This is a genomic window from Klebsiella sp. K5-45 (assembly GCF_030128605.1).
Lineage (GTDB): Bacteria > Pseudomonadota > Gammaproteobacteria > Enterobacterales > Enterobacteriaceae > Klebsiella > Klebsiella quasipneumoniae.
On record NZ_JAKUZW010000001.1, the window covers coordinates 34850 to 46559 of the forward strand.

At 55.6% G+C, this 11710-nt stretch carries 13 protein-coding genes; 10 read left to right on the forward strand and 3 right to left on the reverse strand.

The features are described 5' to 3' along the window. Positions 1-163 precede the first annotated feature (163 nt). Positions 164-1102: a malate dehydrogenase gene (gene mdh, locus MKS11_RS00180; protein ID WP_004206230.1), complete on the forward strand. Its 939-nt coding sequence runs from the start codon at positions 164-166 to the stop codon at positions 1100-1102. A 134-nt stretch (positions 1103-1236) separates the two neighbouring features. On the opposite strand, the gene degS is transcribed toward mdh, so the two are convergent. From degS to zapG, 3 genes are all read right to left on the reverse strand, one after another. Next, positions 1237-2295, reverse strand: coding sequence for an outer membrane-stress sensor serine endopeptidase DegS (gene degS, locus MKS11_RS00185; RefSeq protein ID WP_002918568.1), 1059 nt, complete (start codon positions 2293-2295; stop codon positions 1237-1239). A gap of 87 nt (positions 2296-2382) precedes the next feature. Next, positions 2383-3750: a serine endoprotease DegQ gene (degQ, locus tag MKS11_RS00190; protein WP_017899931.1), complete on the reverse strand. Its 1368-nt coding sequence runs from the start codon at positions 3748-3750 to the stop codon at positions 2383-2385. A gap of 174 nt (positions 3751-3924) precedes the next feature. Beyond that, complete coding sequence (gene zapG / locus MKS11_RS00195; RefSeq protein WP_004206227.1) at positions 3925-4323, reverse strand: Z-ring associated protein ZapG; 399 nt, start codon at positions 4321-4323, stop codon at positions 3925-3927. 190 nt (positions 4324-4513) lie between these two features. On the opposite strand from zapG, the gene zapE reads away from it, so the two are divergent. The 9 genes from zapE (at position 4514) to MKS11_RS00240 (ending at position 11698) form a co-directional block, all read left to right on the forward strand. Then, positions 4514-5641, forward strand: coding sequence for a cell division protein ZapE (zapE, locus tag MKS11_RS00200; RefSeq protein ID WP_004206226.1), 1128 nt, complete (start codon positions 4514-4516; stop codon positions 5639-5641). 265 nt (positions 5642-5906) lie between these two features. Further along, positions 5907-6335, forward strand: a complete 429-nt coding sequence (rplM, locus tag MKS11_RS00205; RefSeq protein WP_002918559.1) for a 50S ribosomal protein L13 — start codon at positions 5907-5909, stop codon at positions 6333-6335. A 15-nt stretch (positions 6336-6350) separates the two neighbouring features. After that, complete coding sequence (gene rpsI / locus MKS11_RS00210; protein WP_000829818.1) at positions 6351-6743, forward strand: 30S ribosomal protein S9; 393 nt, start codon at positions 6351-6353, stop codon at positions 6741-6743. A 57-nt stretch (positions 6744-6800) separates the two neighbouring features. After that, positions 6801-7085, forward strand: a complete 285-nt coding sequence (locus MKS11_RS00215) for a hypothetical protein (protein ID WP_136023330.1) — start codon at positions 6801-6803, stop codon at positions 7083-7085. Continuing rightward, the gene (sspA, locus tag MKS11_RS00220; RefSeq protein WP_002918467.1) at positions 7055-7693 is read left to right on the forward strand and encodes a stringent starvation protein SspA; all 639 of its coding nucleotides are present in this window, start codon (positions 7055-7057) and stop codon (positions 7691-7693) included. Before MKS11_RS00215 ends, sspA begins: the two co-directional genes overlap by 31 nt. Positions 7694-7696: 3 nt before the next feature. Next, a complete protein-coding gene (gene sspB, locus MKS11_RS00225) occupies positions 7697-8191 on the forward strand; it encodes a ClpXP protease specificity-enhancing factor (protein WP_255091522.1) in 495 nt (164 codons plus the stop codon). A 93-nt stretch (positions 8192-8284) separates the two neighbouring features. Further along, positions 8285-9064: a transcriptional regulator NanR gene (gene nanR / locus MKS11_RS00230; RefSeq protein WP_004206225.1), complete on the forward strand. Its 780-nt coding sequence runs from the start codon at positions 8285-8287 to the stop codon at positions 9062-9064. 148 nt (positions 9065-9212) lie between these two features. After that, a complete protein-coding gene (gene nanA / locus MKS11_RS00235) occupies positions 9213-10106 on the forward strand; it encodes an N-acetylneuraminate lyase (RefSeq protein ID WP_004206223.1) in 894 nt (297 codons plus the stop codon). 104 nt (positions 10107-10210) lie between these two features. Next, a complete protein-coding gene (locus tag MKS11_RS00240; protein ID WP_087770966.1) occupies positions 10211-11698 on the forward strand; it encodes an MFS transporter in 1488 nt (495 codons plus the stop codon). Positions 11699-11710 lie beyond the last annotated feature (12 nt).

Below are 11710 nucleotides of genomic sequence, written 5' to 3' on the forward strand. Positions count from 1 at the left end.
TTTGCTGGATGGTCAGTCAGGAAGCATAACGTGCGCCGCTGTTCTATTGCTACGCACAATCATGCATTCTTCAGCCATAATCATTGTAATTGTTCATCTTGTGAATTAAGGTCCAGGCGACGGAATAACGAAAGACTAAATTAACCATAATAAGGAGTTTAGGATGAAAGTTGCAGTCCTTGGCGCTGCCGGTGGTATCGGCCAGGCGCTTGCCCTACTACTTAAGACCCAACTGCCTTCAGGTTCAGAGCTCTCGTTGTACGACATCGCTCCGGTTACGCCGGGCGTGGCGGTAGATCTAAGTCATATCCCCACAGATGTAAAAATTAAAGGATTTTCCGGTGAAGATGCTACCCCGGCGCTGGAAGGCGCTGATGTGGTGCTGATCTCCGCGGGCGTAGCGCGTAAGCCCGGCATGGATCGTTCAGACCTGTTTAATGTGAATGCGGGTATCGTTAAGAACCTCGTGCAGCAGATTGCCAAAACCTGCCCGCAGGCCTGCATCGGCATTATCACCAACCCGGTGAATACCACCGTGGCTATCGCCGCCGAAGTGCTGAAAAAAGCTGGCGTGTACGATAAAAACAAACTGTTCGGCGTGACTACGCTGGACATCATCCGCTCCAATACCTTTGTGGCGGAGCTGAAAGGTAAATCGGCAACCGAGGTGGAAGTCCCGGTCATTGGCGGTCACTCCGGGGTCACCATTCTGCCTTTACTGTCGCAGATCCCGGGCGTCAGCTTTAGCGATCAGGAAGTGGCCGATCTGACTAAACGCATTCAAAACGCCGGTACCGAGGTCGTGGAAGCGAAAGCGGGCGGCGGGTCGGCGACTTTGTCGATGGGTCAGGCGGCTGCGCGCTTTGGTCTCTCTCTGGTTCGCGCCATGCAGGGAGAAAAAGGTGTAGTGGAGTGTGCCTACGTGGAAGGCGACGGCGAGTATGCGCGTTTCTTCTCCCAGCCGCTGCTGCTGGGGAAAAACGGCGTGGAAGAGCGTCAGTCTATCGGCAAACTCAGCGCCTTTGAGCAACAGGCGCTGGAAGGCATGCTGGACACCCTGAAGAAAGATATCGCGCTCGGCGAAGACTTCGTTAACAAGTAACCTCGCACGTGCAAAAAAGCCGGAACCGTTGTTCCGGCTTTTTATTGCCTTGCATTCATGGTGACCGGGTTTCTGGTCAGATTCCCGGCCGATCCGGTATCTAGCGAATAACGTAGCCCCAGCCGGAGAGCCGCTTAGTTGGTGGCCGGGTATTCCTGGACGGCGATATGGAGCGTGATTTTCTTATCATCACGCATGATGACCACCGGAATTTCCGATCCCGGACGGATCTCGGCCACCTGATCCATCGTTTCCAGTGCAGAGACCGCAGGTTTGTCATTCACGGAGATGATCACGTCGTTGGCGCGGATCCCCGCCTGTGCGGCCGGTCCGTCCGGCGCGACATCGTTAACCACGATCCCCTGGATCTGATCGATCCCGCCGCCCTGCGCGTGTAGCGGGGCGATCTCCCGGCCGCTAATGCCGATATAGCCGCGGATCACCCGGCCATCGCGGATCAGCTTATCCATAATTTTGGTCGCTAACTGGAACGGGATCGCAAAACCAATGCCTTCTGGCGTTTCGCCGTCGTTGCTCTTATCAAAGGAGAGGGTGTTAATGCCCATCAGCTCGCCGAGGGAGTTCACCAGCGCCCCGCCGGAGTTACCGTGGTTGATCGACGCGTCAGTCTGCAGGAAATTCTGGCGCCCGGTGGGGTTGAGGCCAATGCGCCCTGTGGCGCTGATGATCCCCTGGGTGATGGTCTGTCCCAGGTTATAGGGGTTGCCAATCGCCAGCACCACATCGCCAATATGCGGGGTGCGTTTCGGGTTGATCGGGATCACCGGCAGCCCGCCGGTGGCGTTGATCTTCAGCACCGCGAGGTCGGTCAGGGAATCGGAGCCTACCAGCAGCGCTTCGAAGACCCGGCCGTCCTGCAGCGCGACGATAATCTGGTCGGCATCGTTAATCACATGCTTGTTGGTCAGGATATAGCCGCGCTGGTCCATGATCACCCCGGAGCCAAGCGTCAGCTGATTATGGCTGGTGCTGTTCAGGGCGCGGTTATAGACGTTCACTACGGCGGGCGCCGCGCGGCGTACGGCGGCGTTATAGCTCGCAGGGGAGTCGTCTGCCGTATCGTTCTGAGTGGTCGGCGCCAGCTGCCACTGGCGCAGCGAAGGCATCAAGGCCAACAGCAGGCCCCCGACAAGCAAACCGATGAGTACTGAACGTAATAACTTTCCAGGCATGATGCAGATATCGTTAATGAATGGTCAGGCGCAGCATAGCATGAGTTGTCCGGACATCGCACATGGCGGCGATGTCCGGGAAGACAATTAGCGTAGCAGCAGATAGATGCTTTCGTTGCCGCGGATCACATTCAGGGCGATGACCGGCGGTTTGCCTTCAAGCACTTTGCGCAGTTCGGCAATCGAATGAATACGTTCCCGGTTAAGGCCAATGATAATGTCATCCTTATGCAGGCCGACCTGGGCGGCGGCGCTGCCTTTATCGACATTATCGATCACCACCCCTTTGGTACCATCTTTCATCTGACCGTCGCTGAACGAGGCACCCTGCAGAGCCGGGATAATCAGCTCAGCGCTGGCGGTGGAGGAGGTGCTCTTATCCAGCGTCACTTCGACATCGACCGGTTTTCCGTCGCGCAGCAGGCCCAGTTTGACTTTGGTCCCCGGCTCGGTAGTGGCAATGCGCGAGCGCAGCTCGGCAAAACTGTTCAGCGGTTTGCCGTTCAGGCTAACGATGACGTCGCCGGATTTGATCCCCGCTTTGGCGGAGCCGGAGTTTGGCAGCACTTCACTGACGAAGGCGCCGCGCTGAACGTTGAGGTTCATCGCCTTGGCGATATCGGCGCTCATTTCCATGCCTTTAATGCCCAGCAGGCCGCGCTTGATTTCGCCAAACTGAATGAGCTGGTCGGCGAGGGTTTTCGCCATGTTGCTCGGGATGGCGAAGCCGATGCCGATGCTGCCGCCGCCCGGCGCCAGGATCGCGGTGTTGATCCCGATAAGCTCGCCGTTGAGGTTCAACAGCGCGCCGCCGGAGTTGCCGCGGTTGATGGAGGCATCGGTCTGGATGAAATTCTCCAGCCCTTCAAGGTTCAGGCCGCTACGGCCAAGGGCAGAGATAATGCCGGAGGTGGCGGTCTGGCCAAGGCCGAACGGGTTGCCGACGGCGACGGCGAAGTCGCCGACGCGCAGTTTATCGGAGTCAGCAATGGCGATTTGCGTCAGGTTTGACGGCTTAATCAGCTGCAACAGAGCAATGTCGCTCTGTTCATCGCTGCCGACCAGTTTGGCATCAAATTCACGGCCATCGTTCAGCTGGACGCTGATCTTCTGCGCCTGATTGATGACGTGATTATTGGTCAGCACATAGCCTTTCGCTGCGTCGATGATGACGCCGGACCCGAGCCCTTCGAACGGCTGCGCTTGTTCTTGCGGGGCGTTATCGCCAAAATATTTCTTCAGCTCTTCCGGCATATTGAGCGTCGGCGAGGCAGTGCCTTCCACCTGCACGCTGACTACCGCCGGCAGGACCTTTTCCAGCATCGGCGCCAGGCTTGGTAACGCGCCCTGGCCGGGCACCTGCGTCGGTAAGGATGCTGCTGCCGGAGGCAGAACCGACAACGATAACCCAATGCTTAACGCTAACGCACTCAACAGCAAAGTCTGTTTCTTCATTAGATGCTGGCTCTCGTAACCTGAGGTGTATGGAAAAATGTCCTGAATAACCTGATGTTATTGAATTTTTGCGCAGGTAACAATGTGGGGACTGGTTTAAATTGTAGCCGGGAAGTGGGGGAAGGAGCGGGCGCGATGGGCGCGCCCGGAGAATATTTTAGCAGAGGCGATCGATTAATCGCGTTTTGCGCCACCGCGCAGTAAACCGGATGCGCCTTCGGAGTAGTCGCGCGGCATCTGGACCGGCGCCTGATCGTTGCTGGCTTCAGACTCTGCCAGGCGGTTGCGGAACGGGTTGGCGTCTGCCATGGAATCCGGCAGCAGGTTGTTAGAGCTTTTCGCCATATGCTGATACAGCTGACGGTAGTCGTGCGCCATGTTATCCAGCAGCTCGGCGCTGCGCGCAAAATGGCTGACCAGCTCTTCACGGTACTCTTCAAGCTCGGCTTTATTCTTTTCCAGTTCGAACTGCAGCGCCTGCTGCTGGCGCAGTTTGCGGTTGCCGAAACGCATGGCGACGGCACCAATGATGATACCGACGACTAACCCAATTAGCGCGTATTCCCAGGTCATGAACATCTCCCGTTGTATTGTGGTTCCGTAGGGTGGCTCTTAGGCTCTCCGCCTGCGCCCGATAGTGCCACTATAACCGCTAATTCCACAGAAGTGGAATCCTGGCGTATCATCGCGTAGTGTAGAACGGCCTTTTTTTCGTCAATCGTGAGCTTCGACATCACGGTTTTCAAGGAATAACAATTAGATCATGCAAAGCCTGTCTCCAACATCGCGTTACCTTTCAGCCCTGAAAGAGGGCAGCCATCAACCCGACGACGTCCAACAAGAAGCGGTGAGCCGCCTTGATACCATTTACCAGGAGCTGCAGACTCAGCCCGCGCCCGTCGCGTCAGGCGGCGGTTTGCGCGCGAAATTCGGCAAACTGCTGGGTAAGCGCGAACCAGCAGCCGAGGCGACGCCTGTCCGCGGCCTGTATATGTGGGGCGGCGTGGGGCGAGGGAAAACCTGGCTGATGGACCTGTTTTACCAGAGCCTGCCGGGCGAGCGTAAGCAGCGCCTGCATTTCCATCGCTTTATGCTGCGGGTGCATGAAGAGCTGACCACCCTGCAGGGCCATAGCGACCCGCTGGAGATTGTCGCCGACCGCTTTAAAGCGGAAACCGACGTGCTCTGTTTCGACGAGTTTTTTGTCTCCGATATTACTGACGCCATGCTGTTGGGCGGTCTGATGAAAGCCCTGTTCGCCCGCGGCATCACGCTGGTGGCGACCTCCAATATTCCGCCGGATGAGCTCTATCGCAATGGTCTACAGCGCGCCCGTTTTCTGCCCGCTATCGACGCCATCAAGCAGCATTGCGATATTATGAACGTTGATGCCGGCATCGATTATCGCTTGCGTACCCTGACCCAAGCGCACCTGTGGTTGTCGCCGCTGAATAACGACACCCGCGAACAGATGGATAAACTGTGGCTGGCGCTGGCCGGCGCGCCGCGCGCTGCCGGGCCGACGCTGGAGATCAACCATCGCGAGCTGCCGACCCTCGGCGTGGAAAACCAGACGCTGGCGGCGTCGTTCGCCACGCTGTGCGTGGATGCCCGCAGCCAGCATGACTATATTGCGCTCTCCCGCCTGTTCCACACCGTGATGCTGTTCGACGTGCCGGTGATGACCGCGCAGCTGGAGAGCGAAGCCCGGCGCTTTATCGCCCTGGTGGATGAGTTCTATGAGCGCCACGTGAAGCTGGTGGTCAGCGCGGCGGTGCCGCTGTACGACATTTATCAGGGAGAGCGGCTGAAGTTTGAGTTCCAGCGCTGTCTGTCGCGCCTGCAGGAGATGCAGAGCGAAGAGTACCTCAAGCGCCCGCATATGCCCTGACAGGACACTTTTCCTGGCGAATTAAGGGCCGCAGGGCCGCTCCGGGAGCTGCCTGAAAAATCTCATAAAGGGGTCGATCTTTGACCCCGACTTCTCTATAATCTTGCGACCCCACGTTACGAGAAGGTTTTTTTCCCGAAACTTTCTATGTGCCGGCATAGGCTATTCGAAGGGGTAGGTTTGCTGGACAATGTCGTGTGAACCTCAACTGACTAAACGTTTGGGTGTTCACCAACGTGTAACTTATTATTTGGGTAAGCTTTTAATGAAAACTTTTACAGCTAAACCAGAAACCGTAAAACGCGACTGGTATGTTGTTGACGCGACCGGTAAAACTCTGGGCCGTCTGGCTACTGAACTGGCTCGTCGCCTGCGCGGTAAGCACAAAGCGGAATACACTCCGCACGTTGATACCGGTGACTACATCATCGTTCTGAACGCAGAAAAAGTTGCTGTTACCGGCAACAAGCGCGAAGACAAAATGTACTACCACCACACCGGCCACATCGGTGGTATCAAAGAAGCGACCTTTGAAGAGATGATTGCCCGCCGTCCTGAGCGTGTGATTGAAATCGCGGTTAAAGGCATGCTGCCAAAAGGCCCGCTGGGTCGTGCTATGTACCGTAAACTGAAAGTTTACGCGGGTAACGAGCACAACCACGCGGCACAGCAACCGCAAGTTCTTGACATCTAATCGGGATTATAGGCAATGGCTGAAAATCAATACTACGGCACTGGTCGCCGCAAAAGTTCCGCAGCTCGCGTTTTCATCAAACCGGGCAACGGCAAAATCGTTATCAACCAGCGTTCTCTGGAACAGTACTTCGGTCGTGAAACTGCCCGCATGGTAGTTCGTCAGCCGCTGGAACTGGTCGACATGGTTGAGAAACTGGATCTGTACATCACTGTTAAAGGTGGTGGTATCTCTGGTCAGGCTGGTGCGATCCGTCACGGTATCACCCGCGCTCTGATGGAGTACGACGAGTCCCTGCGTTCTGAACTGCGTAAAGCTGGCTTCGTCACTCGTGACGCTCGTCAGGTTGAACGTAAGAAAGTCGGTCTGCGTAAAGCACGTCGTCGTCCGCAGTTCTCCAAACGTTAATTGTTTTCTGCTCACGCAGAACAATTTGCGAAAAAACCCGCTTCGGCGGGTTTTTTTATGGATAAAACGACTGTTATCCACAAGCTTACCGCCGGTTCTCGCCACTTTTTCAGCATTTCCAGAATCCCCTCACCACAACGTCTTCAAAATCTGGTAAACTATCATCCAATTTTCTGCCCAAATGCTGGTGATTGTTCATTTTTTGTTTTATTCGTGAACGAAGGTGACATCGCGCTAATGGGGTTTTTACATCTGGCTGGCCATGAGTGGCTGGCAGCAGTACAAAATTCTGAATATACCTGGAGGTTTTCATGGCTGTCGCTGCCAACAAACGTTCGGTAATGACGCTGTTTTCTGGTCCTACTGACATCTATAGCCATCAGGTCCGCATTGTGCTGGCCGAGAAGGGTGTCAGTTTTGAGATAGAGCACGTGGAGAAGGACAACCCGCCTCAGGATCTGATTGACCTCAACCCGAATCAAAGCGTACCGACGCTGGTGGATCGTGAGCTCACTCTGTGGGAATCCCGCATCATTATGGAATACCTGGATGAGCGTTTCCCGCACCCGCCGTTAATGCCGGTTTATCCGGTGGCGCGTGGCGAAAGCCGTCTGTATATGCAACGTATCGAGAAGGACTGGTATTCGCTGATGAACACCATCCAGAGCGGTACCGCAGCGCAAGCTGATGCTGCGCGTAAGCAGCTGCGTGAAGAACTGCTGGCCATCGCGCCGGTCTTCACCCAGAAACCTTACTTCCTGAGCGATGAGTTCAGCCTGGTGGATTGCTACCTGGCGCCGCTGCTGTGGCGTTTGCCGGTTCTCGGTGTGGAGCTGGTTGGCGCAGGCGCGAAAGAGCTCAAAGGCTATATGACTCGCGTATTTGAGCGTGATTCCTTCCTCGCTTCTTTAACTGAAGCCGAGCGTGAAATGCGCCTCGGTCGGGGCTAAATAATGGATGTATCACAGCTGACGCCGCGTCGCCCGTATCTGCTGCGGGCGTTTTATGACTGGCTGCTGGATAACCAGCTGACGCCGCACCTGGTGGTGGATGTCACGCTGCCGGGCGTGCTCGTGCCGATGGAGTACGCGCGCGACGGGCAAATCGTTCTCAATATTGCTCCGCGTGCGGTAGGTAATCTTGAGCTGGCGAACGACGAAGTGCGCTTCAACGCGCGCTTTGGCGGCGTGCCGCGCAACGTGTCTGTCCCGCTGGCTGCGGTACTCGCCATCTATGCCCGTGAGAACGGCGCTGGCACGATGTTTGAACCGGAAGCGGCCTATGACGAAGACGTCAGCAGCCTCAACGATGATGACGTCGCGCCTGAGAGTGAAAGCGAAACGGTGATTTCGGTGATTGATGGCGATAAGCCGGACAATCACGACGACGATCCTGACGACACGCCGCCGCCGCGCGGTGGCCGCCCGGCGCTGCGCGTCGTGAAATAATCCTTACCAGGCCCTTCGGGGCCTGTTTTATGCTCTCTGCAAAATTCTTGTGTTAAGATGGAACAGCCGTCACATGCTGTCACAAATCACGCAATGGTCCCTATGAGCGCATTTGATCCACAAGCCGAAGATACCCCGTCCTCCATTGGCAACAGCCTTGGCCGCCGTCCTCTGGCGCGCAAAAAACTGTCTGAAATGGTGGAAGAAGAGCTGGAGCAGATGATCCGGCGCCGGGAGTTTGCGGAGGGTGAACAGCTGCCGTCCGAACGTGAGCTGATGACCTTTTTTAACGTCGGACGTCCTTCGGTTCGTGAAGCGCTGGCGGCGCTGAAGCGTAAGGGACTGGTGCAGATCAGCAACGGCGAACGCGCTCGCGTTTCCCGGCCTTCAGCGGACACCATCATTGGCGAGCTTTCCGGCATGGCGAAAGACTTTTTGTCTCACCCTGGCGGTATCGCGCATTTTGAACAGCTGCGTCTGTTTTTTGAGTCCAGTCTGGTTCGCTATGCCGCAGAACACGCCAGCAATGAGCAGCTGGAAAAGCTGACGCAAGCGCTAAAGATCAACAGTCAATCGCTGGATGACAATGCGCTGTTTATCCGCTCTGACGTTGAATTTCACCGCGTGCTTGCGGAAATCCCCGGTAATCCAATCTTTATGGCTATCCATGTGGCCCTGCTGGACTGGCTAATCGCCGCCCGGCCAACGGTGCCCGAGCGCGAACTGCACGAACATAACAGCGTCAGCTATCAACAGCATATCGCTATTGTTGATGCTATTCGTCGTCGCGATCCTGACGAAGCCGATCGCGCCCTCCAGACCCACCTCAATAGCGTATCCGCCACCTGGCACGCCTTAGGTCAGAAAGCCTGATCTCGTAGTTTATCCTCACGATCCTGAGGATCGTTTAGTGAAGTAGATCGCATTATAAGCGTTCTCTATTACTCTGCTGCTTATTTGATCTGGTATAACAGGTATAAAGGTACGTAGTTAATCATTAAAAATTCACAAAGAGGTAGATATGGCGGTCAATTTACGTGGGGTTATGGCGGCGTTGCTTACGCCGTTCGATGGGCAGCAAAAACTGGATAAAGAGAGCCTGCGTCGACTGGTGCGATTTAATCTGCGCCAGGGTGTTGATGGACTATATGTTGGAGGATCTACCGGTGAAGCCTTTGTCCAGAGCGGCACAGAGCGTCAGGAAGTGCTGGAGATCGTAGCGGAAGAGGCGAAAGGCAAAATGACTCTTATCGCCCATGTCGGCTGCGTGAGTACCCTCGAAAGCCAGCAACTGGCAAGGGCTGCGGTAGGTTATGGCTACGATGCTGTCTCCGCCGTCACGCCGTTCTATTATCCGTTTAGTTTCGAAGAACACTGCGCGCATTATCAGGCCATTATTGAGTCGGCTGATGGCTTGCCGATGGTGGTGTACAACATCCCGGCGCTAAGCGGCGTGAAGCTGACCCTCGATCAAATCAATACCCTGGTGACGCTGCCTGGCGTCGGTGCGCTAAAGCAGACTTCAGGCGATCTATTCCAGATGGAACAGATCCGACGGGCTCATCCGGATCTGGTGTTGTACAACGGTTACGATGAGATATTTGCCTCAGGCCTGTTGGCAGGAGCTGATGGCGGTATTGGGAGTACTTACAACATCATGGGCTGGCGTTACCAGGGAATGGTCGCGGCGCTGAAAGTGGGTGATGTTGCCAAAGCACAGCAGCTGCAATGTGAGTGCAACAAGGTAATCGACCTGTTGATTAAAACCGGCGTATTCCGTGGTTTGAAAACCGTATTGCACTATATGGATGTGGTCTCTGTGCCGCTGTGCCGTAAGCCGTTTGCACCGGTAGACGAAAAATTCTTGCCGGAGCTGAAAGCGCTGGCGCAGCAGCTAATGCAGGAACACGGCTGATCGGTAGCCGGGTGGCGACAGTGCTTTCCGGCCTGCGGTTGCTCTTTCCTGGCCGGGCAAGCGAAGCCCCCTGGCGCGACAACAAACATCGTCGGGAGAGTAAAATGAGTACACTGCCCCAGAACATCCCGTGGTACCGCCATCTTAGCCGTCCCCAGTGGCGGGCTTTTTCCGCCGCCTGGCTCGGGTATCTGCTTGATGGTTTTGATTTTGTATTAATCGCCCTGGTGCTCACCGAAGTGCAGGGGGATTTTGGCCTGACGACCGTTCAGGCTGCAAGTCTCATCTCAGCGGCTTTCATTTCTCGCTGGTTTGGCGGTCTGATGCTTGGTGCGATGGGCGATCGCTATGGTCGACGCCTGGCGATGGTGACCAGCATTATTCTGTTCTCTCTCGGTACTCTGGCCTGCGGTTTTGCGCCGGGTTACACAACAATGTTTATCGCGCGTCTGGTTATCGGTATGGGAATGGCTGGAGAGTACGGCTCCAGCGCCACTTACGTTATCGAAAGCTGGCCGAGGCATCTACGCAATAAGGCCAGCGGTTTTCTGATTTCCGGGTTTTCCGTTGGCGCAGTTATCGCCGCACAGGTTTATAGCCTGGTGGTACCCGTCTGGGGCTGGCGCGCGCTTTTTTTCATCGGCATTGTTCCCATCGTATTTGCCCTCTGGCTGCGGAAAAATATTCCGGAAGCCGAAGACTGGAAAGAGAATCATGAAGGCAAAGAACCGGTACAGACTATGGTCGATCTGCTTTATCGCGGCAAGCATCGGGTTATTAACATCCTGATGACCATCGTGGCGGCGACTGCCCTATGGTTCTGTTTTGCCGGTGGCTTGCAAAATGCAGGTATCGTTCTGCTGCTGGGCGTAATGTGCGCGGTGATATTTATCAGCTTTATGGTGCAGGGCAGCGGTAAACGCTGGCCTACGGGCGTGATGCTGATGGTGGTGGTACTTTTCGCCTTCCTTTATTCATGGCCAATTCAGGCGCTGCTGCCGACTTATCTGAAAACCGAGCTGGCCTATGACCCGACGACGGTGGCAAAGATTTTGTTTTTCAGCGGGTTTGGCGCGGCGGTTGGCTGCTGTGTGGGCGGATTTCTCGGGGACTGGCTGGGCACCCGCAAGGCCTATGTTTACAGCCTGCTGGCTTCACAGTTGTTAATTATTCCGGTCTTTGCAATTGGCGGCACACACATCTGGGTTCTTGGCCAGCTTCTGTTTTTCCAGCAGATGTTAGGGCAGGGGATCTCCGGGATCTTGCCAAAACTGATTGGCGGTTATTTCGATACCGATCAGCGAGCGGCTGGACTTGGTTTTACCTACAACGTGGGGGCGCTGGGAGGCGCGATTGCGCCGGTGCTGGGTGCCTTAATTGCCCAGCGTTTGGATTTGGGTACCGCGTTGGGATCGCTCTCTTTTGGTCTGACCTTCGTTGTAATCCTGCTGATTGGGCTGGATATGCCGTCCCGCGTACAGCGCTGGATTCGGCCGGAAGCGATACGAACTCATGATGCGATCGATGGTAAACCTCTAATCGGAGCGGTGCCTTTTGGTGGTAACAAAAGCGGTTTAGTTAAGACCAGATAACAACAGCCCGGC

Excerpts from the sequence above, each read along its gene's own strand:
- zapE (WP_004206226.1), top strand. The coding sequence starts at position 4,514 with ATGCAAAGCCTGTCTCCAACATCGCGTTACCTTTCAGCCCTGAAAGAG.
- sspA (WP_002918467.1), top strand. The coding sequence starts at position 7,055 with ATGGCTGTCGCTGCCAACAAACGTTCGGTAATGACGCTGTTTTCTGGT.
- rplM (WP_002918559.1), top strand. The coding sequence starts at position 5,907 with ATGAAAACTTTTACAGCTAAACCAGAAACCGTAAAACGCGACTGGTAT.
- degQ (WP_017899931.1), bottom strand. The coding sequence starts at position 3,750 with ATGAAGAAACAGACTTTGCTGTTGAGTGCGTTAGCGTTAAGCATTGGG.
- mdh (WP_004206230.1), top strand. The coding sequence starts at position 164 with ATGAAAGTTGCAGTCCTTGGCGCTGCCGGTGGTATCGGCCAGGCGCTT.
- nanR (WP_004206225.1), top strand. The coding sequence starts at position 8,285 with ATGGTCCCTATGAGCGCATTTGATCCACAAGCCGAAGATACCCCGTCC.
- MKS11_RS00240 (WP_087770966.1), top strand. The coding sequence starts at position 10,211 with ATGAGTACACTGCCCCAGAACATCCCGTGGTACCGCCATCTTAGCCGT.
- rpsI (WP_000829818.1), top strand. The coding sequence starts at position 6,351 with ATGGCTGAAAATCAATACTACGGCACTGGTCGCCGCAAAAGTTCCGCA.
- degS (WP_002918568.1), bottom strand. The coding sequence starts at position 2,295 with ATGCCTGGAAAGTTATTACGTTCAGTACTCATCGGTTTGCTTGTCGGG.
- nanA (WP_004206223.1), top strand. The coding sequence starts at position 9,213 with ATGGCGGTCAATTTACGTGGGGTTATGGCGGCGTTGCTTACGCCGTTC.
- MKS11_RS00215 (WP_136023330.1), top strand. The coding sequence starts at position 6,801 with ATGGATAAAACGACTGTTATCCACAAGCTTACCGCCGGTTCTCGCCAC.
- zapG (WP_004206227.1), bottom strand. The coding sequence starts at position 4,323 with ATGACCTGGGAATACGCGCTAATTGGGTTAGTCGTCGGTATCATCATT.
- sspB (WP_255091522.1), top strand. The coding sequence starts at position 7,697 with ATGGATGTATCACAGCTGACGCCGCGTCGCCCGTATCTGCTGCGGGCG.